At 72.5% G+C, this 25,190-nt stretch carries 17 protein-coding genes; 16 read left to right on the top strand and 1 reads right to left on the bottom strand.

What is annotated here, in order from left to right; genetic code table 11:
- Positions 1-2: 2 nt before the first annotated feature.
- Positions 3-1,553, top strand: a complete 1,551-nt coding sequence (gene malQ, locus DRV96_RS00280; protein ID WP_119286405.1) for a 4-alpha-glucanotransferase — start codon at positions 3-5, stop codon at positions 1,551-1,553.
- A 14-nt stretch (positions 1,554-1,567) separates the two neighbouring features.
- On the opposite strand, the gene fabI is transcribed toward malQ, so the two are convergent.
- Positions 1,568-2,362, bottom strand: a complete 795-nt coding sequence (gene fabI / locus DRV96_RS00275) for an enoyl-ACP reductase FabI (RefSeq protein WP_119286402.1) — start codon at positions 2,360-2,362, stop codon at positions 1,568-1,570.
- Positions 2,363-2,725: 363 nt separating this feature from the next.
- On the opposite strand from fabI, the gene rimP reads away from it, so the two are divergent.
- The 15 genes from rimP to infC all read left to right on the top strand — a co-directional run bounded on the left by rimP (position 2,726) and on the right by infC (position 25,098).
- Positions 2,726-3,253 (top strand): ribosome maturation factor RimP, encoded by a 528-nt coding sequence (gene rimP, locus DRV96_RS00270; RefSeq protein ID WP_119286400.1) that lies wholly within the window; start codon positions 2,726-2,728, stop codon positions 3,251-3,253.
- Positions 3,250-4,728, top strand: a complete 1,479-nt coding sequence (gene nusA, locus DRV96_RS00265; RefSeq protein ID WP_119286398.1) for a transcription termination factor NusA — start codon at positions 3,250-3,252, stop codon at positions 4,726-4,728. Before rimP ends, nusA begins: the two co-directional genes overlap by 4 nt.
- A gap of 49 nt (positions 4,729-4,777) precedes the next feature.
- The gene (infB, locus tag DRV96_RS00260) at positions 4,778-7,633 is read left to right on the top strand and encodes a translation initiation factor IF-2 (protein ID WP_119286396.1); all 2,856 of its coding nucleotides are present in this window, start codon (positions 4,778-4,780) and stop codon (positions 7,631-7,633) included.
- A 73-nt stretch (positions 7,634-7,706) separates the two neighbouring features.
- Complete coding sequence (gene rbfA / locus DRV96_RS00255; RefSeq protein WP_119286394.1) at positions 7,707-8,072, top strand: 30S ribosome-binding factor RbfA; 366 nt, start codon at positions 7,707-7,709, stop codon at positions 8,070-8,072.
- 1 nt (position 8,073) lies between these two features.
- Positions 8,074-9,018, top strand: coding sequence for a tRNA pseudouridine(55) synthase TruB (gene truB / locus DRV96_RS00250; protein ID WP_119286392.1), 945 nt, complete (start codon positions 8,074-8,076; stop codon positions 9,016-9,018).
- Positions 9,015-10,832, top strand: a complete 1,818-nt coding sequence (gene typA, locus DRV96_RS00245; protein ID WP_119286390.1) for a translational GTPase TypA — start codon at positions 9,015-9,017, stop codon at positions 10,830-10,832. The genes truB and typA overlap by 4 nt, the downstream gene beginning before the upstream one ends.
- A gap of 109 nt (positions 10,833-10,941) precedes the next feature.
- A complete protein-coding gene (locus tag DRV96_RS00240) occupies positions 10,942-11,916 on the top strand; it encodes a DMT family transporter (RefSeq protein WP_119286388.1) in 975 nt (324 codons plus the stop codon).
- 14 nt (positions 11,917-11,930) lie between these two features.
- Positions 11,931-15,353 (top strand): PAS domain S-box protein, encoded by a 3,423-nt coding sequence (locus DRV96_RS00235; RefSeq protein ID WP_119286385.1) that lies wholly within the window; start codon positions 11,931-11,933, stop codon positions 15,351-15,353.
- Entirely contained in the window at positions 15,350-17,116 is a 1,767-nt protein-coding gene (locus DRV96_RS00230) for a wax ester/triacylglycerol synthase family O-acyltransferase (protein ID WP_119286383.1), read from the top strand. The genes DRV96_RS00235 and DRV96_RS00230 overlap by 4 nt, the downstream gene beginning before the upstream one ends.
- 44 nt (positions 17,117-17,160) lie before the next feature.
- A complete protein-coding gene (locus DRV96_RS00225) occupies positions 17,161-18,006 on the top strand; it encodes an esterase/lipase family protein (protein WP_119286381.1) in 846 nt (281 codons plus the stop codon).
- Positions 18,007-18,009: 3 nt separating this feature from the next.
- Positions 18,010-18,897 (top strand): alpha/beta fold hydrolase, encoded by an 888-nt coding sequence (locus DRV96_RS00220; RefSeq protein ID WP_119286379.1) that lies wholly within the window; start codon positions 18,010-18,012, stop codon positions 18,895-18,897.
- Positions 18,898-18,966: 69 nt separating this feature from the next.
- Positions 18,967-21,282 carry a Tex family protein gene (locus DRV96_RS00215; protein ID WP_119286376.1) on the top strand — a complete coding sequence of 772 codons (2,316 nt, stop codon included), beginning with the start codon at positions 18,967-18,969 and terminating at the stop codon, positions 21,280-21,282.
- A gap of 10 nt (positions 21,283-21,292) precedes the next feature.
- On the top strand, positions 21,293-22,375 hold the full coding sequence (locus DRV96_RS00210) for a patatin-like phospholipase family protein (RefSeq protein WP_119286896.1): 1,083 nt from the start codon (positions 21,293-21,295) through the stop codon (positions 22,373-22,375).
- 185 nt (positions 22,376-22,560) lie between these two features.
- Positions 22,561-24,480 carry a threonine--tRNA ligase gene (gene thrS, locus DRV96_RS00205; protein WP_119286373.1) on the top strand — a complete coding sequence of 640 codons (1,920 nt, stop codon included), beginning with the start codon at positions 22,561-22,563 and terminating at the stop codon, positions 24,478-24,480.
- Between the two features lie 120 nt (positions 24,481-24,600).
- Entirely contained in the window at positions 24,601-25,098 is a 498-nt protein-coding gene (gene infC / locus DRV96_RS00200; protein ID WP_235823226.1) for a translation initiation factor IF-3, read from the top strand.
- Positions 25,099-25,190 lie beyond the last annotated feature (92 nt).

The raw sequence follows: 25,190 nt of genomic DNA, 5'->3' as shown, positions 1-25,190 counted from the left end.
CGATGGACCTGAACCAACGCGCCAGCGGCGTGCTGCTGCACCCGACCTCGCTGCCCGGCCCGCACGGCTGCGGCGACCTCGGGCCGGCGGCGTACCACTTCGTCGACTGGCTGGCCGGCGCCGGCCAGCGGCTATGGCAGCTGCTGCCGACGAACCCGGTCGGTCCCGGGAACTCGCCGTACCAGAGCGTGTCGGCATTCGCCGGCAGCGAGCTGATGGTGGCGCTCGAGCCGCTCGTCGAGCGCGGCTGGCTGCCGCCGGCCGCCGCGCCGGCATTCCCGGCGCACGAGGCCGACTGGCCGCAGGTCGTGCCATGGCGCATGCAGCGTCTGCGCGAGGCCGCCGCGGGCTTCTTCGCGCGCGCGACGCCGGGCGAGCGCGACGCGTTCGACGCGTGGTGCGCCCGCGAGGCCGGCTGGCTCGACGACTACGCGCTGTTCATGGCGATCGACCGCGCGCACCGCGCGCGCGGCGGCAAGGGGGGCTGGTGGGCCTGGGACGCGCCGCTGGCCGCGCGCGAGCCGGCGGCGCTGGCCGCCGTGGCGCGCGAGCTCGCCGACGAGGCCGCGTTCTGGCGCTTCGCGCAGTGGTGCTTCGACACGCAGTGGGCCGCGTTGCACGCCTACGCGCGCGAGCGCGGCGTCGCCGTGATGGGTGACCTGCCGATCTTCGTCGCGCACCACAGTGCCGACTGCTGGGCGCAGCCCGACCTGTACTTTCTCGACGAGCATCACCAGCCCACCGTCGTCGCCGGCGTGCCGCCCGACTACTTCAGCGCCACCGGCCAGCGCTGGGGCAACCCGCTGTACCGCTGGGAGCGCATGGCCGCCGACGGCTTCGCGTGGTGGACGGCGCGCGTGCGCCGCGCGCTGGCGCTGGCCGACGTGTTCCGCATCGACCACTTCCGCGGCTTCGCCGGCTACTGGGAGATCCCGGCCGGCTGCCCGACCGCGGTCGACGGCCGCTGGGTGCCCGGCCCCGGCGCGGCGCTGTTCGAGGCGATCGAAGCCGCGCTCGGGCGGCTGCCGATCGTCGCCGAGGACCTCGGCGTCATCACCCCCGACGTCGTGGCGCTGCGCGAGCGCTTCGGCCTGCCGGGCATGCGCGTCCTGCAGTTCGCGTTCAGCGACGACGCCGGCAACCGCTTCCTGCCGCACCACTACGAGCCGTCCACCTTCGTCTACACCGGCACGCACGACAACGACACCGCCGTCGGCTGGTGGCAGCGCTGCTCGCCGCGCGAGCGCGCGTTCGCCGCCGCCTACCTCGGCTGCGGCGACGGTGCCGACGTGCACTGGGCGATGATCCGCGCCGCGAGCACGTCGGTCGCGAACTGGGTCGTGTTCCCGCTGCAGGACGTGCTCGGCCTCGACGGGCGCCACCGGATGAACCTGCCGGGCACCGTCGAGGGCAACTGGCGCTGGCGCTTCGACTGGGCGATGGTCGGCCCCGAACCGGGGCGGCAGCTCGGTGCGATCACCGCCGCCAGCGGGCGCGCGCCGCTGGTGCACCTGGCGCTGCCGGAGCACCCGGCGCAGGGGCACCGGCCCTGAAGCGCCGGTGACGCTCAGGACTCGCTGGCGTCGGCGATGCCGCCCATCACCTGGCTGAAGCCCGCGTCGACGTAAGTGATCTCGGCGGTGACGCCGGCGGCCAGATCCGACAGCAGGAACGCGGCGACGTTGCCGACGTCGTCGATCGTCACGTTGCGCCGCAGCGGCGCGTTGCGCTCGACCAGATCGAGGATCTTGCCGAAGCCCTTGATGCCGCTGGCCGCGAGCGTCTTGATCGGGCCGGCCGAGATGCCGTTGACGCGCACGCCGCGCGGCCCGAGGCTGGCCGCGAGGTAGCGCACGCTGGCCTCGAGCGAGGCCTTGGCCAGCCCCATCGTGTTGTAGTTCGGCACGACACGGTCGGCGCCGAGGTAGGTCAGCGTCAGCAGCGCAGCGCCCGGGTTCAGGCGCGAGGCGGCGGCCTTGGCCATCGCCGGGAAGCTGTAGGCCGAGATGTCGTGCGCGATACGAAACGCCTCGCGGCTCAGCCCGTCGAGGAAGTCGCCGGCGATCGCCTCGCGCGGCGCGAAGCCGATCGAGTGGACGAAGCCGTCGAAAGTCGGCCAGGACTCGCCGAGCTGGGCGAACAGGCGCTCGATCTGCGCGTCGTCGGCGACGTCGCATTCGAACACCAGCGTCGAGCCGAACTCGGCGGCGAATTCGGTGATGCGGTCCCTGAAGCGCTCGCCGACGTAGCTGAACGCCAGCTCGGCGCCCTCGCGCCGGCAGGCGCGCGCGATGCCGTAGGCGATCGAGCGGTTGGACAGCAGACCGGTGATCAGCAGGCGCTTGCCGGCGAGAAAGGCCATTGTGTCTCCGTGGGCGTCTTCGAGCAGCGCCGGATTCTGGCACGGCCGGCAGCGCGCCTTGAACGGCTTTTCGCGCGACCTTATAATGCGCGCTTCACTGAATTCCTGATTGCAAATGGGCGGTGTCATCCGGCCCATTTTTTTTGCTTGATCGCGAATCACGCCACGACCCGCACTGCCTTGGCTTCCCGCGTTACGCGCCCCGCTTCGAAGACGCCGCCCCGCCCCGTCGGCGGGCCGCGGACGCGCGGGGGCGCGCCCGCGCGTGCCGCGCCGGGCGGGCGCGGCGGGTCTGCCGGCCCGCGTGAGCGGGGCGGCGCGCGCGGCGCCGAGGTGGTCTGGGGGCCGTCCGCAGGGGCCTGGATGGGGGCGGTCGCGCGCACCGTCGAGGGGCTCGGCTACGACCTCGTCGACATCGAGCGCGAGGGCCGCGGGCTGCTGCGCGTGACGATCGACCGCGTGCCGGGGCGCGTCTATCCCGCCGGCGGCGAGTTCGTGACGGTCGACGACTGCGAGGCGGTCACGCGGCAGCTGCAGTACGTGCTCGAGGTCGAAGGCTGCGACTACGCGCGCCTCGAGGTGTCGTCGCCGGGGCTCGACCGGCCGCTGAAGCGGGCCGCCGACTACGAACGTTTTGCCGGCGCCGAGGTCGACGTGACGCTGCGCGAGCCCCTCGAGGGCCGGCGCAAGTACCGCGGCACGCTGCTCGCGGGCGACGGCGGCCACTGGCGGCTGGTGCTGGCCGGCGGCGAGCAGGCGCTCGATTTCGCGCTCGACGAAGTGCGCGAGGCGCGGCTGGTGCCGGTGGTGGATTTCAAGGGTCGCAAGGGCGGGGGCGCGCAGGCGACGGCGCCGGGCGGCGACGAGGTTGACGGAGGTCGAAGGGAATGAACCGCGAAATGCTGATGCTGGTCGACGCCATCTCGCGCGAGAAGAACGTCGATCGCGACGTCGTGTTCGGCGCCGTCGAGTCGGCGCTCGCGCAGGCGACGAAGAAGCTGCAGGGCGGCGACGTCGACATCCGCGTGGCGATCGACCGCGAGACCGGCGAGTACGAGACCTTCCGCCGCTGGCACGTCGTGCCCAACGAGGCCGGTCTGCAGAACCCCGATGCCGAGGTGCTGCTGTTCGAGGCGCAGGAGCAGATCCCCGACATCGAGGTCGACGATTACATCGAGGAGCCGATCGAGTCGGTGCCGATCGGGCGCATCGGCGCGATGGCGGCCAAGCAGGTCATCCTGCAGAAGATCCGCGACGCCGAGCGCGAGCAGCTGCTCAACGATTTCCTCGCGCGCGGCGAGAAGATTTTCGTCGGCACCGTCAAGCGGCTCGACAAGGGCGACCTGATCATCGAGAGCGGCCGCGTCGAGGGGCGCCTCAAGCGCAGCGAGATGATCCCGAAGGAGAACCTGCGCAGCGGCGACCGCGTGCGCGCGTTCATCCTCGGCGTCGACCCGACGGTGCGCGGGCCGCAGATCATGCTGTCGCGCGCGGCGCCGGGCTTCATGATCGAGCTGTTCCGCCAGGAGGTGCCCGAGATCGAGCAGGGCCTGCTCGAGATCAAGAGCTGCGCGCGCGACCCGGGCAGCCGCGCGAAGATCGCCGTCGTCAGCCACGACCGCCGCGTCGACCCGATCGGCACCTGCGTCGGCGTGCGCGGCTCGCGCGTCAACGCGGTGACCAACGAGCTCGCCGGCGAGCGCGTCGACATCGTGCTGTGGTCCGAGGATCCGGCGCAGTTCGTCATCGGGGCGCTCGCGCCGGCCAACGTGCAGTCGATCGTCGTCGACGAGGAGCGCCATGCGATGGACGTCGTCGTCGACGAGGAGAACCTCGCGATCGCGATCGGCCGCGGCGGACAGAACGTGCGCCTGGCCAGCGAGCTCACCGGCTGGCGCATCAACATCATGACGGCCGAGGAGTCGGCCGCCAAGCAGGCGCAGGAGACCGAGGCGATCCGGCGCCTGTTCGTCGACAAGCTCGATGTCGACGAGGAGGTCGCCGACATCCTGATCGCCGAGGGCTTCACGAGCCTCGAGGAGGTGGCCTACGTGCCGATCTCCGAGATGCTCGAGATCGAGGCCTTCGACGAGGACACCGTCAACGAGCTGCGCACCCGCGCGAAGGACGCGCTGCTGACGATGGAGATCGCGCGCGAGGAGAAGGTCGAGGAGGTGTCTCAGGACCTGCGCGACCTCGAGGGCCTGACGCCGGACCTGATCGCCAAGCTCGCCGACGCCGGCATCCACACGCGCGACGACCTGGCCGACCTCGCCGTCGACGAGCTGACCGAGATCACCGGCCTCGACGACGACGCGGCCAAGGCGCTGATCATGAAGGCGCGCGAACACTGGTTCACCGCCTGAGCGCGACACGACACCCGGCCCGGCCCCACCCAGCAAGGAAAATCACCCCATGGCAGTCACTACCGTCGCCCAGTTGGCCGCCGAGCTGAACCGCCCGGCGGCGACGCTGCTCGAGCAGCTGCAGTCGGCGGGCGTGCGCAAGGGCTCGATCGAAGACACGCTGACCGAGCACGACAAAGAGCGCCTGCTCGAGTACCTGCGCAGCGTGCACGGCACCGCCGGCGGCGAGCGCAAGAAGATCACGCTCGTCAAGAAGAGCACGAGCGAGATCAAGCAGGCCGACGCCAGCGGCAAGGCGCGCACGATCCAGGTCGAGGTGCGCAAGAAGCGCGTGTTCGTCAAGCGCGAGGAGGCCGCGCCCGCCGAGGAAGCCGCCCCGGCCGCGCCGGTGATCGACGAGGCCGAGCTGCAGCGCCGCGAGGAAGAGGCGCAGCGCCAGGCCGAGCTGCTCAAGCGCCAGGAAGAGGAGCTGGCCGAGCGCCGCCGGCAGCGCGAGGAACAGGAAAGGCGCGAGCGCGAGGCCGCCGAGGCCCGTGCGCGCGAGGCCGCCGAAAAGGCGGCCGCCGAGCTCGCCGCGGCCGAGCAGGCTGCAGCCGCCGCGAAGCAGGCGGGCGCCAAGGCGAAGGCCGCGCCGGCCCCGGCGCCGGCTCCCGAAGCGGCGCCGCCGGCGGCGCCGGCCGAGGCGCCGAAGCCGGCGCTGCGCGTGGTCAAGGCCGTCGACGCCGATGCCGCCGAGAAGCAGCGTCTGGCCGACCTCGAGAAGCGCCGCAAGGCGGCCGAGGCCGAGGCCGCCGCGATCCGCGCGATGATGGCGCAGCCGCGCAAGGTGCTCACGGCCAAGAAGCCCGAGGAGGCCAAGCCGGCCGAGGCGGCCAAGGCGGGCATCGCCGGCACGATCCACCGGCCGAAGCCGGGTGCCGGCGCGCCCGCGCCGGCGCCGGCCAAGCCCGGCGACAAGAAGTCGGTCAAGGCCGACAAGATGTCGTCGGCGTGGGCCGACGGCGCCAAGCGCCCGGGGCTGGCCAAGGGCCGCACCGACGTCGGTGCCGGCGCTGCGCGCGGCGGCTGGAAGGCGCCGCGCGGCGGCGCGCGCCGCGGCGAACGCGGCGAAGGCGAGTCGAGCTTCGTGCCGCCCGTCGAGGCGCAGGTCTACGAGGTGCACGTGCCCGAGACGATCTCGGTGGCCGACCTCGCGCACAAGATGAGCGTCAAGGCCAGCGAGGTCATCAAGCAGCTGATGAAGCTCGGGCAGATGGTCACGATCAACCAGCAGCTCGACCAGGAGACGGCGATGATCGTCGTCGAGGAGATGGGCCACAAGGCGGTCGCGGCCAAGCTCGACGACCCCGAGGCCTTCCTCGCCGAGGAGGGTGCGGCCGCGTCGCAGGCCGAGGCCAAGCCGCGCGCGCCGGTCGTCACCGTGATGGGCCACGTCGACCACGGCAAGACCTCGCTGCTCGACTACATCCGCTCGACGCGCGTGGCCGCGGGCGAGGCCGGCGGCATCACGCAGCACATCGGCGCCTACCACGTGCAGACGCCGCGCGGGATGATCACCTTCCTCGACACGCCGGGCCACGAGGCGTTCACCGCGATGCGTGCACGCGGCGCCAAGGCCACCGACATCGTGATCCTCGTCGTCGCCGCCGACGACGGCGTGATGCCGCAGACCAAGGAGGCGATCCACCACGCGAAGGCGGCCGGCGTGCCGATCGTCGTGGCGATCAACAAGATCGACAAGCCCGAGGCCAACCTCGAGCGCGTGAGGAGCGAACTGATCGCCGAGCAGGTCGTGCCGGAGGAATTCGGCGGCGACTCGCCGTTCTGCCCGGTGTCGGCCAAGACCGGGCAGGGCATCGACAACCTGCTCGAGCAGGTGCTGCTGCAGGCCGAGGTGCTCGAGCTGAAGGCGCCGGTCGACGCGCCGGCCAAGGGCCTCGTGATCGAGGCGCGGCTCGACAAGGGCAAGGGCCCGGTGGCCACCGTGCTGGTGCAGTCGGGCACGCTCAAGCGCGGCGACGTCGTGCTCGCGGGCAGCTCGTACGGCCGCGTGCGTGCGATGCTCGACGAAGACGGCAAGCCCACCACCGAGGCGGGCCCGTCGATCCCGGTCGAGATCCAGGGCCTGACCGAAGTGCCGGCCGCCGGCGACGAGTTCATGGTGCTCGCCGACGAGCGCCGCGCGCGCGAGATCGCGACCTTCCGCCAGGGCAAGTACCGCGAGGTCGCGCTCAACAAGCGCCAGGCCGCCAAGCTCGAGAGCATGTTCGAGCAGATGGGCGAGGGCAAGGTGCTCACGCTGCCGCTGATCATCAAGGCCGACGTGCAGGGCTCGCAGGAAGCGCTGTCGGCGTCGCTGCTCAAGCTCTCGACCGACGAGGTCAAGGTGCAGATCGTGCACGCGGCGGTCGGTGCGGTCAGCGAGAGCGACGTCAACCTCGCGCTCGCGTCGAAGGCCGTCATCATCGCCTTCAACGTGCGCGCCGACGCCGGCGCACGCAAGCTCGCCGAGAGCAGCGGTGTCGACATCCGCTACTACAACATCATCTACGACGCGGTCGACGACGTGAAGGCGGCGATGAGCGGGCTGCTCGCGCCCGAACAGCGCGAGGAGATCATCGGCAGCGCCGAGATCCGCCAGGTCTTCGTCGCCTCGAAGATCGGCACGGTGGCCGGCTGCATGGTCACCTCGGGCGTCGTGCGCCGCGGTGCACGCTTCCGCCTGCTGCGCGACAACGTCGTCGTCTACACCGGCGAGGTCGAGTCGGTGCGCCGCATCAAGGAGGACGTGCGCGAAGTCAAGGAAGGCTTCGAGTGCGGCATCAAGCTGAAGAACTACAACGACATCAAGGAAGGCGACCAGCTCGAGTTCTTCGAGATCAAGGAAGTCGCCCGCACCTTGTAAGGCGGAGTCGTCCCCGACTGCACACCCCGCCGACCGCAAGGAAGGCGGGGTTTGCGCTTCGAAAGGAGTCCCGATGCGTCACAGGAAGAGCATTCCCAACCGCAGCTACCGCGTGGCCGACCAGATCCAGCGTGACCTCGCCGAGCTGATCCGCGAACTGAAGGACCCGCGCGTGGGCCTGCTGACGATCAACGCCGTCGAGGTCTCGCCCGACTACGCGCACGCCAAGGTCTACTTCTCGCTGCTCGTCGGCGACCCCGTCGAGTGCGAGACCGCGCTCAACGAGGCGGCGGGCTTCCTGCGCAACGGGCTGTTCAAGCGGCTGCAGATCCACACGGTGCCGACGCTGCACTTCCACTTCGACCGCACGACCGAGCGCGCCGCCGAGCTCAACGAGCTGATCCGCCGCGCCAACGAGACCCGCGCGAAGGACGACTGACGTGAGCGAGCCGCGCGCGCGCCTGCCGCGCCGTGCCGTGCACGGCGTGCTGCTGCTCGACAAGCCCGCGGGCCTGTCGAGCAACGACACGTTGCAGCGCGCCAAGCGCCTGTACCGCGCCGAGAAGGCCGGCCACACCGGCACGCTCGACCCGCTGGCCAGCGGCCTGCTGCCGGTGTGCTTCGGCGCCGCGACCAAGTTCGCGCAGGCGAGCCTCGACGCCGACAAGGCCTATCGCGCCACACTCGCGCTCGGCGTCACGACGACGACCGGCGACGCCGAGGGCGACGTCGTCGAGCGCCGCACCGTGTCCATCGACCGTACGGCGATCGACGCCGCCTGCGCGCGCTTCGCCGGCACGATCGAGCAGGTGCCGCCGATGCACTCGGCGCTCAAGCACCAGGGGCGGGCGCTGTACGACTACGCGCGCGCCGGCGTCACCATCGAGCGCGCGCCGCGGCAGGTGACGATCCACCGCCTCGACGTCGTCGAGTGGGACGGCGAGCGGCTCGTGCTCGACGTCGCCTGCAGCAAGGGCACCTACGTGCGCACGCTCGCCGAGGACCTCGGCGCGGCGCTGGGCTGCGGCGCGCACCTCGCGGCGCTGCGCCGCACTGCCAGCGGCACGCTGACGCTGGATGGCGCCGTCACGCTCGACGCGCTGCAGGCGATGGACGAGGCGCAGCGCGACGCGCTGCTGCTGCCGCCCGACGTGCTCGTCGGGCACTGGCCGCGCGTGGCGCTGCCCGACGACGAGGCCGGGCGCTTCCTGACCGGGCTGCGCCGGCGCGTGCGGCTGCCCGACGCGCCCGCGGTGCGCGTCTACGGGCCGCAGCCGCGCGCGTTCCTCGGCAGCGCGCACATCACCGCCGGCGAGCTGATCGCCGACCGACTGCTCAGCCCGGCCGAGGTGGCCGGGCTGCTGAACCCGCGAGAACCCGCATGACCCGACCGATCCGCAACATCGCGATCATCGCCCACGTCGACCACGGCAAGACGACGCTCGTCGACCAGCTGCTGCGCCAGAGCGGCACCTTCCGCGACAACCAGCAGGTCGCCGAGCGCGTGATGGACAGCAACGACCTCGAGCGCGAGCGCGGCATCACGATCCTGGCCAAGAACTGCGCGGTGCGCTGGAAGGACACGCACATCAACATCGTCGACACCCCCGGCCACGCCGACTTCGGCGGCGAGGTCGAGCGCGTGCTGTCGATGGTCGACGGCGTGCTGCTGCTCGTCGACGCCGTCGAGGGCCCGATGCCGCAGACGCGCTTCGTGACCAAGAAGGCGCTGGCGCTGGGCCTGAAGCCCATCGTCGTCGTCAACAAGGTCGACCGCCCGGGCTCGCGCATCGACTACGTGATCAACGCCACCTTCGACCTGTTCGACAAGCTCGGCGCGACCGAGGAGCAGCTCGACTTCCCGGTCGTCTACGCGTCGGGCCTCAACGGCTGGGCGACGCTCGAGCCGGGCACGGTCGGCACCGACCTCGCGCCGCTGTTCGAGGCCATCGTCAAGCACGTGCCGCCGCACGAGGGCGACCCCGACGCGCCGCTGCAGCTGCAGATCTGCTCGCTCGACTACTCGAGCTACGTCGGGCGCATCGGCATCGGCCGCGTCAACGCCGGCACGATCCGCCCGGGCATGGACGTGCTCGTCTGCGAGGGCACCGACGGGCCGTCGAGGAAAGGGCGCGTCAACCAGGTGCTCACGTTCGAGGGCCTCGAGCGGCGCGTGACCGACCGTGCCGGCCCCGGCGACATCGTGCTCGTCAACGGCATCGACGACATCGGCCTCGGCGTCACGCTGACCAGCCCCGACGACCCGCGGCCGCTGCCGATGCTGCAGGTCGACGAGCCGACGCTGACGATGAATTTCTGCGTCAACACGAGCCCGCTCGCGGGCCGCGAGGGCAAGTTTGTCACCAGCCGCCAGATCCGCGACCGCCTCGAGCGCGAGCTGCAGAGCAACGTCGCGCTGCGTGTCAGGGACACCGCGGAGGACGGCGTCTACGAGGTCTCGGGCCGCGGCGAGCTGCACCTGACGATCCTGCTCGAGAACATGCGCCGCGAGGGCTACGAGCTCGCGGTGAGCAAGCCGCGCGTCGTGTTCCACGAGGAGAACGGCGTGCGCATGGAGCCGATCGAGCTCGTGACCTGCGACGTCGAGGACCAGCACCAGGGCGCCGTGATGCAGGCGCTCGGCGAGCGCCGCGGCGAGCTCGTCAACATGGAGACCGACGGCGCCGGGCGCGTGCGGCTCGAGTACCGCATCCCGGCGCGCGGGCTGATCGGCTTCTCGACCGAGTTCCTCAACCTCACGCGCGGCACCGGGCTGATCAGCAACATCTTCGACGGCTGGGAGCCGTACAAGGGCGAGATCGCCGGTCGCAAGAACGGCGTGCTCGTGAGCCAGGAAGACGGCGAGATCGTCACCTACGCGCTGGGCAAGCTCGACGACCGCGGCCGCATGTTCGTCAAGCCCGGCGACCCGGTCTACGAGGGGATGATCGTCGGCGTGCACAACCGCGACAACGACCTCGTCGTCAATGCGGTGCGCACCAAGCAGCTGACGAACTTCCGCGTCAGCGGCAAGGAAGACGCGATCCGCCTGACGCCGCCGATCGAGCTGACGCTCGAGTACGCCGTCGAGTTCATCGAGGACGACGAGCTCGTCGAGATCACACCGAAGTCGATCCGGCTGCGCAAGCGCTTCCTGAAGGAGCACGAGCGCAAGCGCGCGCAGCGCGAAGCCGCTTGAGCGGCTTCGCGCCGCGCGCGGCGCGCCGCCATGGGGCACCCCCCGCCCCCCGCCAGGCGGGGGCGCCAGCATGAGGAACGAGGGCAGGCGCAGCCGGCCCGCTGAACGTATGACACATCGACGGGCCGTGGCACTGATGGTGCTGGTGACGCTGCTGTGGAGCATCGCCGGCGTCGTCACGCGCCTGCTCGACGCGGCCGCCGCGTTCGAGGTCACGTTCTGGCGCAGCGCGTTCAACGCGCTGGCGCTCGCAGTGCTGCTGTCGTGGCTGCGCGGCCCGCGGGCGCTGCTGCACACGCTGCGCACCGGCGGGCCGGCGCTGTGGCTGTCGGGACTGTGCTGGAGCGTGATGTTCACCGCCTTCATGGTCGCGCTGACGCTGACGACGGTGGCCAACGTGCTGGTGACGATGGCGGTGGCGCCGCTGTTCACGGCGCTGGCGGCACGCGTCGCGCTCGGCCACCGGCTCGCCGCGCGCACGTGGGCGGCGATCGCGGTGGCCGGCGCTGGCATCGCGTGGATGTACGGCCGCGACGTCAGCGCCGCCGGCGGCACGCACGCGCTCGGCGTCGTCGTCGCGCTGGCGGTGCCGGTCGCGGCAGCGGTCAACTGGACCTTGCTGCAGGGTTTGCGCCAGCGTGCGCAAGGCGACGCTGCGCCGCCGCCCGACATGCTGCCGGCCGTGCTCGTCGGTGCGGTGCTGTCGGCCGCGGCCACGCTGCCGCTGTCGCTGCCATTCGCGGCGACGGCGCACGACGTCGGCTGGCTCGCGCTGCTCGGCGTCGTGCAGCTCGCGGTGCCCTGCCTGCTCGCAGTGGCGGCCGCGCGCGTGCTCAGCGCGCCCGAGGTGTCGCTGCTCGCGCTGCTCGAAGTCGTGTTCGGCGTCGCGTGGGCCTGGCTCGGGGCCGGCGAGGCGCCGTCGTCGACCGTGCTCGCCGGCGGCGCGCTCGTGCTGGGGGCGCTGGTCGTGCACGAGCTGCTCGCGCTGCGCCGGCCGGCGTCGCCGGCGCGCGACAGTGCAGCGGCGCGCACGGGCTTCCCCCGAGGCGAGGACGCCGCACGCGGCGCAGACTCGGTGCCGTAGACACCCCGGCCCCGATGCAGTTGCCGCCGCTGTCCCCGTCGCATTGGCTGTGGCTGACGGCGGCCGCCGGTGTGGGCGCGGCGCTGTCCTGGTGGCTGCACCGCCGTCGCGGCGGCGCGTCGGCCGCGGTGCCACCCGACGACGATCGCCTCGAGCGGCAGGCGCTGCGCCACGCGCTCGATGCGGCACAGATGCCGGTGGCGATCAGCGACCTCGCCGGCCGCTTGACCTACGTCAACGATGCGTTCGTGCGCGCCTGGGGGTACGACGCGCGCGACGGCGTCGTCGGGCGGTGCGTGACGTCGTTCTGGCAGGACCCGGCGGGGGCCGCCAGCGTCGTCGACGCGTTGCAGGCGCACGGCCGCTGGGAGGGCACGCTGCTCGCGCAGCGCCGCGACGGCGGCACGATGCCGATGCGCACGTCGGCGCACCTGGTGCGCGCCGACGACGGCCGGCCGCTGGCGATGATGGCCTCGTTCGCCGACGAAACGGCGCTGCGCACCGCGCAGGAGGCGCTGCAGCGCGAACGCGAATTCGCGCGCCGGCTGATCGACGTCGCGCCGGTGCTCGTGCTGGTGCTCGACGCGCGCGGCGGCGTGCGCCTGGTCAACCGGCACTTCGAGCAGCTCACCGGCTGGCAGCTGGCCCACCTGCACCGCCGCGACTGGTTCGACATCTTCATTCCGCCGGCCGACCGGGCGGGCCTGCGCGCGATGTTCGACGCCGTGTGCCGCGGCGAGGTGGTGCGCCAGCACGTCGCGGCGATGCAGCTCGGCGACGGCACGGTGCGCGCGGTCGAGTGGTCCAGCCAGGCCCTGTTCGACGCGGCCGGCGGCGTCGACGCCGTGCTGGCGATCGGCACCGACGTCACCGAGCGGCTGGCGGCCGAGCAGCGCCGCCGCGACGACGCGCAGCGCCGCGACGCGCTGCTGCAGCTCGCGCAGCGGCTCGAACTCGCGCGCGATGCGCATGCCGTGGCCGCGGCGCTGAAAGACGAGATCGAAGCGCGCATCGGTCACCGCAACGTCTGGCTCCTGCTCGCCGACGAGCTGGGCACGCGCTACCGCCTCGAGGGCACCGCCGGCGAGCCGATCTCGCAGCTGGCGGCGCCGTCGTGGTCGCAGCAGCTCAACCCGGCGGCGTCGTCGCTGCTGCGCGACCTGCTGCAAGGCGACGCGCCGATCGTGTGGCCCGACGCGCAGCTCGACCGCCGCACCGCGCGCACGACGCTCGCGCCGCTGGTGCCGCGCACGCTGGTGCACGTGCCGCTGTTCGTCGCCGGCCGGCGCGCCGGCCTGCTGGCCACCGGCACCTTCGGCGACGAAGGCGTGCGCGTGCCGACGCCCGAGCAGCTCGCGCACCTGGTCGACCTCGCGCGCCACGCCGCGGTGGCGATCGACCGCATCCGCTACATCGATGCGCTGCGCCAGCGCGACGCGCAGCTCGCGCAGGCGCAGGCGCTCGCGCAGGTCGGCAGCTGGGAACTCGACCACCTGCTGGCGCGGATGCAGTGGTCGGCCGAGCTCGGCCGCATCCTCGAACTCGACGCGACGCAGGTCGAGCCGTCGTCGCAGGCGCTGCTGGCCGCGGTGCACCCCGACGACCGCCAGCGCCTGGTCGACGTGCAGGCGGCGGCATTGCGCACGCGCCAGCCGTGGTCGCTGCGTCACCGGCTGCGCATGGCCGACGGGCGCGTCAAGTGGGTCGAACACCGCGGCGAGACGGTGTACAACGCGCTCGGCGAACCGCTGCGCACGAGCGGCACGCTGCAGGACGTCACGCGCGCGCAGCTCGAGCAGCAGGCCACGCAGGCCGCGCGCCAGCAGCTGCAGCGCGTGATCGACGCCGCGACCGAAGTCGCGATCACGGCCGGCGACGAGAGTGGCCGCGTCGTGCTGTTCAACACCGGCGCCGAGCGCATGCTCGGCTGGCGCGCCGACGAGGTCGTCGGCCGCATGACGGTGCGCGAGTTCCACGTGCCCGAGGAACTCGAGGCGCGCGCGCGCGAGCTCAGCGTCGAGTACGGCGAACCGGTCGACGCGATGCAGGCCATGCGCGCGCCGGCGCTGCGCGGCGACTTCCGCCCGCGCGAGTGGACCTACGTGCGCAAGGACGGCACCCGCCTGACGGTGAGCCTGGCCATCACGCGCATGCTCGACGAGCGCGGCGAGCCGGCCGGCTTCCTCGGCGTGGCCGTCGACGTCACCGAGCGCAAGCGCGCCGAGCGCGCGCTGCGCGACCTCAACGTCGAGCTCGAGCGCCGCGTCGCCGAGCGCACCGCCGAGCTCGTGCAGGCGCGCGACGAGGCGCAGCGCGCCAGCGCCGGCAAGAGCGAGTTCCTGTCGCACATGAGCCACGAGCTGCGCACGCCGCTCAACGCGATCCTCGGCTTCGCGCAGCTGCTCGAAGTCGAGCCGCTGCCGCCCGCGACGCGGCGCTACGTCGACGAGATCCGCCGCGCCGGCGACCACCTGCTCGCGCTGATCACCGACTTGCTCGACCTGTCGCGCATCGAGTCGGGCCGCCTCGCGGTGTCGATCGGCCCGGTCGACGTCGACGCCACCGTCGCGCAGGCGATGCGGCTCGTGCAGCCGCTGGCCGACGCCCACGCGGTGCAGGTCACGGCCGGCGCCGCGTCGTGCGCTGCGGTGCAGGCCGACCCGACGCGGCTGCGCCAGGTGCTGGTCAACCTGCTGAGCAACGCCGTCAAGTACAACCGCGCCGGCGGCTGGGTGCGCGTCGACAGCGTCGCGCTCGACGACGGTCGGCGGCGGCTGAGCGTCAGCGACAGCGGTGTCGGCATCGCTGCCGACAAGCTCGAGCGCCTGTTCACGCCGTTCGAGCGCCTCGGCGCCGAGGCCGGCAGCGTCGAGGGCACCGGCGTCGGGCTGGCGCTGTCGCGCCGGCTCGTCGAGCTGATGGGCGGGCGGCTGGGCGTGCAGTCGCGCCCCGGCGAGGGCTCGACGTTCTGGGTCGACCTGCCGGCGGCACCCGCGCCGTTGCAGGCGCCGGCCGATCGTGCCGCCGCGCGCGCTGCAGCGGTGCCGCAGCACGTGCTGTACATCGAGGACAACCCGGTCAACGTGCAGGTTCTCGAGGCGATGCTCGCGCACCTGGGCGTGCAGCGCGTCGATGCGGCGCCCGACGGGCCGAGCGGCCTCGAGCGCGCGCGCGCCGAGCGCCCGCAGCTGATCCTGCTCGACATCCAGCTGCCCGGCATGGACGGCTACGCCGTGCTCGACGCGCTGAAGGCCGACCCGGCGACGTGCGATATTCCGGTCATCGCGCTGTCGGCCGACGCGATGCCCGCCGAAGTCGAGCGCGGGCTGGCCCGCGGCCTGCGGCAGTACCTGACCAAGCCGGTGGAGATGTCCGAACTGATGGCCACGCTCGAGCGCATCGGCAACCCCGCATCGGCGGCCGGGAGCGCGGCGTGAGCACGCTGCAGCCGCTGTCGGGGCTCGACGCGCTGTTCCTGCACCTCGAGACACCGCAGATGCCGATGCACGTCGGCGCGCTGCATGTGCTCGAGCTGCCGCGCGGGCACCGCGGCCGCTTCGTCAACGACTTGCGCCGTCACCTGCAGTCGCGCCTGGCGGTCGCGCCGGTGCTGCGCCGGCGGCTGTGGTGGATGCCGCTGAACCTCGCCAATCCGGCGTGGATCGACGCCGAGCCCGACCTGCGCCACCACGTCGTCGAGGTGCGCCTGCCGGCCAGCGCGCGCCACGGCAGCGGCCTGCGCGAGCTCGAAGCCGAGGTCGCGCGGCTGCACGCCGTGCCACTCGACCGCTCGCGGCCGCTGTGGCGCATGCACGTGCTCGAGGGGCTGGCCCCCGGCGCCGACGGCTGCCGGCGCGTGGGCCTGTACACGCAGCTGCACCACGCGGCCGTCGACGGCCAGGCCGCGGTCGCGCTGGCCAACGCGCTGCTCGACCCGACGCCGGTGCCACGTGCGCTGGCCACCGTCAAGGCGCGCCGTCGCGTGCCTGCCGGCGGCGACGCGGCGCTGGCGCCCGGCCCGCTCGAGATGCTGCGCCAGGCCATCGGGCAGGAGGTGCAGCAGGTCGCGCGCCTCGTGCGCGAGCTGCCGGCCACCGTCGACAGCCTGCGCAGCGCCGCGGCGCGCGCGCTGGCCGGCCGCGTCAAGGGCTTCAGCAACGTGACGCTGGCGCCGCGCACGCCGCTGAACGTGTCGGTCGGCGAGCAGCGCGCGTTCGCGACGCTGACGCTGCCGCTCGACGAGGTGCGCGCACTCGGCCGCCTGCACGGCGCCAGCGTCAACGACGTCGTGCTGATGCTGTGCAGTTCGGCGCTGCGGCGCTACCTCGCACGCCGGCGCGCGCTGCCGCGCAAGTCGCTGGTGGCCGCGGTGCCGGTGTCGCTGCGCGCGGCCGGCGACGCCTCGAGCGACAACCAGGCCTCGATGAGTCTCGTCAGCCTGGGCACGCACCTCGCCGACCCGCTCAACCGGCTCGAGCACGTCAAGGCCGCCAGCGCGGCGATGAAGGGCACGATGGGCGCGCTGCGTGGCGTGCTGCCCACCGACTACCCGTCGATCGGCGTGCCGTGGCTGCTCGAGGCGGCCGCGTCGCTGTACGGCAAGGCCCGGCTCGCCGACCGCATCCCGGGCGTGGCCAACCTCGTGATCTCGAACGTGCCCGGCCCGACGATGCCGCTGTACCTGGCCGGCGCGCGCATGCTGACCAGCTACCCGGCATCGATCGTCGTCCACGGCCTGGCGCTGAACGTCACCGTGCAGAGCTACGACCGCTCGCTCGACTTCGGGCTCGTCGCCGACGCGAAGGCCCTGCCCGATGTCGCGGCGCTGGCCGACGACCTGCGCGTCGCGTTCGACGACCTGCGCGCGATCGCCGTGCCCGACGACGAGCCGACGGCCGGCGAGATCGCGCGCGGCGTCGCGCGCCGCGCCGGACGGGAGATCGGCGCCGTCGTCGACCGCACCGTGCCGCGGCCGGTCGTCGATGCCGCGCGCGGCGCCACCGCGTTCGGCGTCGCGGTCGGCAGCGCGGTGGGCAAGACGCTGGGCAACACCGACGCGATGCGGCTGCTCGGGCGCATCGTGCCCGGCATGGCCGTCGAGACGGTGGGCCGCGTCGTCGGCACGGTGCGCGACTCTGTCTCGAAGGCGACAAAGGCGCCTAGGGCCAGCCCTCCAGCCAAGGCGCGGCGGCGCCGCTAGCATCGCGCCACCTGCCCCACCGCAGGCCCGCACCGCCTGCCCCGATGCCGGTCTACCGCCGCCCGTCCCCCGCGCGCCCCGCGCCGCCGCCGCCGCTCGACGACGCCCGCGTCGCGCTGCAGCCCCCCGGTCCGTGGCTGATGCTGCTCGAAAGTCGCGCGCCGTGGGAACTCGCCGCGCTGCTGGCGGCGATGCCGTGGCTGCGCCGGCTGCCGCCGGGCGATGGCCACCCGGTGCTCGTGTTCCCCGGGCTCGGCGCGTCCGACGCGAGCACGCTGCCGCTGCGCAACGTCCTGCGCGCCAGCGGCCACACGCCGTACCCGTGGCGGCAGGGGTTCAACTTCGGCCCGCGCCAAGGCCTGCTCGCGGCCACGCGCGCGATGGTCGCGCAGCTGGCCGACCGGCACCGCGAGAAGGTCAGCCTGATCGGCTGGAGCCTGGGCGGCATCTACGCGCGCGAGATCGCCAAGGAGGCGAGCGCGCAGGTGCGCTGCGTGATCACGCTGGGCACGCCGTTCTCGGGCCACCCGCGTGCGACGAACGCCTGGCGCTTCTACGAGCTCGTCAGCGGCCAGCACACCGACGACGACGAACTGCTCGCGCTGATCCGCCAGCCGCCGCCGGTGCCGACGACGTCGATCTACAGCAAGACCGACGGCGTCGTCGCGTGGCAGTGCAGCCTCAACGACCCGCAGCACCCGCTGGCCGAGAACATCGAGGTGCACGCGAGCCACATCGGCATGGGCATGAACCCGCTGGCGCTGTACGCGATCGCCGACCGGCTGGCGCAGGATCCCGCGCAGTGGCGGCGCTTCGACGCGCAGGGCGCGCGGCGCTGGTTCTTCCGCACCGCGCACGAGGGGCCGCTCGCCGCGGCGGGCAAGGGCTGAGCCGTGCGCGTCGTCGCCAACGGCATCGGCATCGAGGTCGACGACGCGGGCCCGGCCGACGGCGAGCCGCTGCTGCTCGTGATGGGCCTGGCGATGCAGCTCGTCGCGTGGCCCGACGAGCTGCTCGACGCGCTGCGCCGCCGGGGCTTTCGCCCGATCCGCTTCGACAACCGCGACATCGGACTGAGCCAGTGGTTCGACGCGCTCGGCGTGCCCAGCCTCGCGTGGGCCGGGCTGCGCTACGGACTGCGGCTGCCGGTGCGCGCGCCGTACTCGCTGGCCGACATGGCCGCCGACACGGTCGGCGTGCTCGACGCGCTGGGGCTGACGCGCGTGCACCTGTGCGGCGCATCGATGGGCGGCATGATCGCGCAGCACGTCGCTGCCGCGCACCCCGGGCGCGTCAAGAGCCTGACGCTGATGATGACGACCTCGGGCGCGCGCGCGCTGCCGCCGCCGGCGCCGGCGGTGCGCCGCGCGCTGCTGCAGCGCCCGCGCGCCGGCGACCCGGCCGGCGCGCTCGCGCTGATGCAGCATTTGCTGACGCTCATCGCGAGCCCGGCGTACCCGCCGGACCCGCAGGCACTGCGCCAGCGCATCGCGGCGTCGATCGAGCGCGCGTACCACCCGGCCGGCGCGACGCGCCAGCTGCTGGCCGTGATCGCCGACGGCGACCGTTCGCCGCTGCTTCGGCGCATCGCGGCGCCGACGCTGGTGCTGCACGGTCGCGACGACCCGCTGGTGCGCGTGGCCGCAGCGCACGACCTGGTGAGCAAGATCCCGAACGCCGGGATCGAGGTCGTTCCCGGCTGGGGCCACGACCTGCCGCCGGCGCTGATGCCGCGGCTGGCCGACGCGATCGCAAGCCACGCCGAGCGCGCCGCCGGCTGAGACGCGGCGTGCCGCGCCGCCGCGCGGCGATGGCACACTGCGCGCCTTTCGCGTATCCCGTTCCCTGCCTTGGACAAGATCCTGCTGCAGCTCGCCGCCGAGCTGAAGGTGCGCCCGGCGCAGGTCGCCGCCGCGGTCGACCTGCTCGACGGCGGCGCCACCGTGCCGTTCATCGCCCGCTACCGCAAGGAGGCCACCGGCGGCCTCGACGACACCCACCTGCGCGAGCTCGAGGCGCGCCTGGCGTACCTGCGCGAGCTCGAGGACCGCCGCGCCGCGGTGCTCAGGAGCATCGACGAGCAGGGCAAGCTCACGCCCGAGCTGCGCGCCGCGATCGAGGCCGCCGCGACGAAGCAGGACCTCGAGGACCTGTACCTGCCGTACAAGCCCAGGCGCCGCACGAAGGGGATGATCGCGCGCGAGGCCGGGCTCGAGCCGCTGGCCGACCGCCTCTTCGCCGACCCGACGCTCGACCCGCTGGCCGAAGCGGCGGCGTTCCTGAACCCCGAGGCCGGCTTCGGCGACGTTCACGCCGTGCTCGACGGCGTGCGCGACCTGCTCGCCGAGCGCTGGGCCGAGGACGCGGCGCTCGTCGGCCGACTGCGCGAGTGGCTGTGGGCCGAGGGGTTCCTGCGCTCGACGCTGGCCGCCGGCAAGGACGAGGCGAACCCCGAGGTCGCGAAGTTCCGCGACTATTTCGACTACCGCGAGCCGATCGCGAAGGTGCCGTCGCACCGCGCGCTGGCCGTGTTCCGCGGCCGCGCGCTCGAGATCCTCGACGCGCGGCTAGTGCTCGACGAGGAGCCCGCACCCGGCCAGCCGTCGCTGGCCGAGGGGCGCATCGCGCACCACCTCGGCTGGCGCCACGGCGGCCGGCCGGCCGACGAGCTGCTGCGCAAGACGGTCGCGTGGACGTGGAAGGTCAAGCTCAGCCTGAGTCTCGAGCGCGACCTGTTCGCGCGGCTGCGCGAGGCCGCCGAAGCGGTCGCGATCAAGGTCTTCGCCGAGAACGTGCGTGACCTGCTGCTCGCCGCGCCGGCGGGCTTGCGCGTCGTGATGGGGCTCGACCCCGGCATCCGCACCGGCGTCAAGGTGGCCGTCGTCTCGGAAACCGGCAAGGTGCTCGACACCGCCACCGTCTACCCGCACGAGCCGCGTCGTGACTGGGACGGCGCGTTGGCCACGCTCGGGCGGCTCGTGGCCGCGCACGGCGTGAGCCTAATCGCGATCGGCAACGGCACCGCGAGCCGCGAGACCGACCGCCTGGCCGCCGAGCTCGTCAAGCGCGTGCGCCAGCTCGCGCCGCAGGCCGTGCTCGACAAGGTCGTCGTCAGCGAGGCCGGCGCCTCGGTCTACTCGGCCAGCGAGGTCGCCAGCCGCGAGCTGCCCGACCTCGACGTCAGCCTGCGCGGTGCCGTCAGCATCGCGCGGCGCGTGCAGGACCCGCTGGCCGAGCTGGTCAAGATCGACCCGAAGAGCATCGGCGTCGGCCAGTACCAGCACGACGTCAACCAGAGCGAGCTCGCGCGCACGCTCGACGCGGTCGTCGAGGACTGCGTCAACAAGGTCGGCGTCGACCTGAACACGGCGTCCGTCCCGCTGCTCGCGCGCGTGTCGGGGCTGAGCCCGTCGGTCGCGGCGGCGATCGTGCGCTGGCGCGACGCGCGCGGCGCCTTCCGCAGCCGCCAGCAGCTGCTCGAGGTGACCGGCCTCGGGCCGAAGACGTTCGAGCAGGCGGCCGGCTTCCTGCGCATCTGCGGCGGCGACAACCCGCTCGACATGACCGGCGTGCACCCCGAGAGCTACCCGGTCGTCGACCGGCTGCTCGCGGCCACCGGACGGCCGATCGGCGAGCTGATGGGCCGCGCCGACGTGCTCAAGACGCTCAAGCCCGAGGCCTTCGCCGACGAGCGTTTCGGTGCGATCACGGTGCGCGACATCCTCGCCGAACTCGAGAAGCCGGGGCGCGACCCGCGGCCGCACTTCCAGGTCGCGCGCTACAGCGAGGGCGTCGAGGACATCAAGGACCTCAAGCCCGGCATGGTGCTCGAAGGCACGGTCAGCAACGTGGCGCAGTTCGGCGCCTTCGTCGACCTCGGCGTGCACCAGGACGGGCTCGTGCACGTCAGCCAGCTCGCCAACACCTTCGTGCGCGACGCGCGCGAAGTCGTCAAGGCTGGCGACGTCGTCAAGGTCAAGGTGCTCGAGGTCGACCTCGCGCGTGCGCGCATCTCGCTGACGATGCGCCTCGACGCCGCGCCCGCGCCGCGCAGCGGTGCGCGCGACGACCGCGCCCCGCGCGGCGGCGAGCGCACGCGCCACGCGGCGGCACCCGCCCCGCAGGGCGCGATGGCCGCGGCGTTCGCGAAGCTGCGCGGCGGCTGAGCCTGTCGCGATGCGCGCGCTGCAGGTCTTCGCCGGCGAGCGCGCCCGCGCGCGGCTGCGCGAGCGCGGCCTGCGGCCGGACGATGTGCGCGTCGTGCCCGCGGCCGCCGGCGGGCCGAAAGGGCTGGTGCTGAATCCGCTCGACCGCTTCGTCTTCGGCCACTGGCTGAAGGGCGGTGCGCAGGTCGTGCACCTGGCCGGGGCGTCGATCGGCGCGTGGCGCATGGCCTGCGCCTGCCTGCCCGACGCCGACGCGGCGCTGGCGCAGCTGGCCGACGACTACATCGGCCAGCGCTACGAGCACGCGCCCGGCAAGCCGCCCGCGCCGCGTCACGTCAGCGAGGTGTTCGCCGCCAAGCTCGCCGAACGCTTCGGCGGCCGCGAGGCCGAAGTGCTCGGCCACCCGCGCTGGCGGCTGCACGTGTTCACGAGCCGCGGGCGCGCGCTGCTCGGCCGCGAGGGCCGGCTCGGCTCGAAGGTGACGACGCCGCTCGGCTACCTCGGCGCGTTCGCGGCCAATGCCGTGAGCCGCCGCGCGATGGGCGGCTGGCTCGAGCGCGTCGTGTTCTCGGACCCGCGCGACGCGCTGCCGCTGCCCCTGCGCGACTACCGCACGACGGTGGTGCCGCTGACGGCGGCCAACCTGCAGCCGAGCATCCTGGCCAGCTGCTCGATTCCGTTCTGGCTCGAGGCAGTGCGCGACATTCCCGGGGCACCGAAAGGGGCCTACTGGGACGGCGGCCTCACGGACTACCACCTGCACCTGGACTACGCGTCGATGCGCGACGGCCTCGTGCTGTACCCGCACTTCCAGCGCCAGATCGTGCCCGGCTGGCTCGACAAGGCGCTGCGCCATCGCCACCGCGCGACGGCGCGGCTGGCCAACGTCGTCGTGCTCGCGCCCAGCGCCGAGTGGGTCGCGACGCTGCCGCGCGGCAAGCTGCCCGACCGCAGCGACTTCAAGGCCTACGGCGACGACCTCGCCGGCCGCATGACGGCGTGGCGCCGCGCGCTCGCCGAGAGCCGACGGCTGGCCGACGAGTTCGCCGCGCTCGTCGCGCGGTCGACGATCGACGCCGAGCCGCTCGTGTGAACGCGGCGCGTAGAATTGCAGCCTCGATTTACCCACTCAGCAAGAGCGAGAAAGGCACGACGGGTGATGACACCGCGAACGTCGACCCCGCTGTCCGGAGGCTGAGCCGCCGCGGTCGATCGCGTCCTGTCGTCGTCTGATCGAGCGCGGCCCCGTCCGCGCTTTTTCGTTTCTGGAGTCCGCAGATGATTTCCGTGCGTTTGCCCGATGGTTCGAGCCGGCAGTTCCCCGCGCCGGTGACGGTGGCCGAGGTCGCTGCGGCCATCGGCCCGGGGCTGGCCAAGGCGGCCCTGGCCGGCCGTGTCGGGCGGGGCGCCGACGCGAAGCTGGTCGACACGAGTTACCGGCTGGAGTCCGACACCGAGCTGGCCATCGTCACCGACAAGGACCCCGAGGGCCTCGAGCTGATCCGCCACTCGACGGCGCACCTGCTGGCCTACGCCGTCAAGGAGCTGTTCCCCGACGCGCAGGTCACGATCGGTCCGGTGATCGACAACGGCTTCTATTACGACTTCTCGTACAAGCGCCCGTTCACGCCCGAGGACCTCGAGGCGATCGAGCAGCGCATGCGCGAGCTCGCCGCGAAGGACGAGCCCGTCGTGCGCCGCGTGCTGCCGCGCGACGAGGCGGTGGCGTACTTCAAGAGCCTGGGCGAGCACTACAAGGCCGAGATCATCTCGAGCATCCCGCCCGGCGAGGAGGTCAGCCTGTACCGCGAAGGCGGCTTCGAGGACCTGTGCCGCGGCCCGCACGTGCCGAGCACCGGCAAGCTCAAGCACTTCAAGCTGATGAAGGTTGCCGGCGCCTACTGGCGCGGCGACCACCGCAACGAGATGCTGCAGCGCATCTACGGCACCGCGTGGGCGACGAAGGACGACCTGCAGAAGTACCTCACGATGCTCGAGGAGGCCGAGAAGCGCGACCACCGCAGGCTCGGCCGTGAACTCGACCTGTTCCACCTCGACGAGCACGCGCCGGGGCTCGTGTTCTGGCACCCGAAGGGCTGGGCGCTGTGGCAGCAGGTCGAGCAGTACATGCGCGGCGTCTACCGCGACAACGGCTACCTCGAGGTCAAGGGCCCGCAGATCCTCGACAGGACGCTGTGGGAGAAGACGGGGCACTGGGACAAGTACCGCGAGAACATGTTCACGACGGAATCGGAGAAGCGCGACTACGCGCTGAAACCGATGAACTGCCCCGGCCACATCCTGATCTTCAAGCAGGGCGTCAAGAGCTACCGCGACCTGCCGCTGCGCTACGGCGAGTTCGGCGCCTGCCACCGCAACGAGCCCAGCGGCGGCCTGCACGGCATCATGCGCGTGCGCGGCTTCACGCAGGACGACGGCCACATCTTCTGCACCGAGGACCACATCCTGCCCGAGTGCGTGGCCTACACCGCGCTGCTGCAGAAGGTCTACGCCGACTTCGGCTTCACCGAGATCCTCTACAAGGTCGCGACGCGCCCCGAGCAGCGCATCGGCAGCGACGAGATCTGGGACAAGGCCGAGCACGCGCTGATGGAGAGCCTGCGCGCGTCGGGCTGCGAGTTCGTCGTCGCGCCGGGCGACGGCGCGTTCTACGGCCCGAAGATCGAGTACACGCTGAAGGACGCGCTCGGCCGCGAGTGGCAGTGCGGCACGATGCAGGTCGACTTCTCGATGGCGCAGCGGCTCGACGCCGAGTACGTCGCCGAGGACGGCAGCCGCAAGCACCCGGTGATGCTGCACCGCGCGATCGTCGGCAGCCTCGAGCGCTTCATCGGCATCCTGATCGAGCAGCACGCCGGCGCGCTGCCCGCCTGGCTCGCGCCGGTGCAGGTCGTGGTGTGCTCGATTTCGGAAGGCCAGGCCGACTACGCCGCTGAAGTGGCGAAAACACTGCAAAAACAAGGAGTTAGAGTCGAGGCGGATTTGCGTGCCGACAAGATCACGTATAAAATCCGCGCGCATTCGTTGCAGAAGGTGCCGTACATCCTCGTCGTGGGCGACAAGGAGAAGGCAAGCGGCGCCGTCGCGGTGCGCGCCCGGGGCAATCGGGATCTCGGCGTGATGCCGCTGGACGACTTCATCGCGAAGCTCGCCGGCGACATCGCCGCCAAGGCCTGACGGCACGGCGCGCCTTTCGTTTTTCACTGCGGGCCACAACTTGCCGGTGGCCCTGACGAGGCTGGAACCATCGCTACTTTCTTCGACCGTCGTATTCCGAACGACATCCGCAAGCACCGGTTGAACCGGGAGATCACGGCGCCGCAGGTGCGGCTCAACGGGCCGAACAACGAACCGCTGGGCATCGTGCCGATCCAGGAAGCCTTGCGGCTGGCTGGTGAATACGACGTCGATCTGGTCGAGATCGCCCCGCAGGCCGATCCGCCGGTGTGCCGGCTGATGGACTACGGCAAGTTCAAGTACCAGGAGCAGAAGAAAGCGGCCGAAGCGAAGGCGAAGCAGAAGGTCATCGAGGTCAAGGAAGTCAAGTTCCGCCCCGGCACCGACGAGGCCGACTACGCGGTGAAGATGCGCAACCTGCGCCGCTTCATCGCCGAGGACGGCGACAAGGGCAAGGTTACGCTGCGCTTCCGCGGTCGCGAGATCACGCACCAGGAGATCGGCATGCGGCTGCTCGAGCGCATCCGCGACGACCTGGCCGACGTGGCGGTGGTCGAGCACATGCCCAAGCTCGAGGGGCGACAGATGGTGATGGTGCTGGCGCCCAAGCGCAAGTAGCCGGCACCGTGAAGGGTTCGCGTCCGCGGTCGGTCGCCGCGGGTCGCGACGAAGAAGCCGCTGCAGGCCGTCAAGCGCACCGGCCGGTGCCG

Origin of the sequence: Azohydromonas sediminis, from assembly GCF_003574675.1 — a bacterium.
GTDB classification, from domain to species: domain Bacteria; phylum Pseudomonadota; class Gammaproteobacteria; order Burkholderiales; family Burkholderiaceae_C; genus Calidifontimicrobium; species Calidifontimicrobium sediminis.
This window is presented reverse-complemented; position numbering and strand designations above follow the sequence as displayed.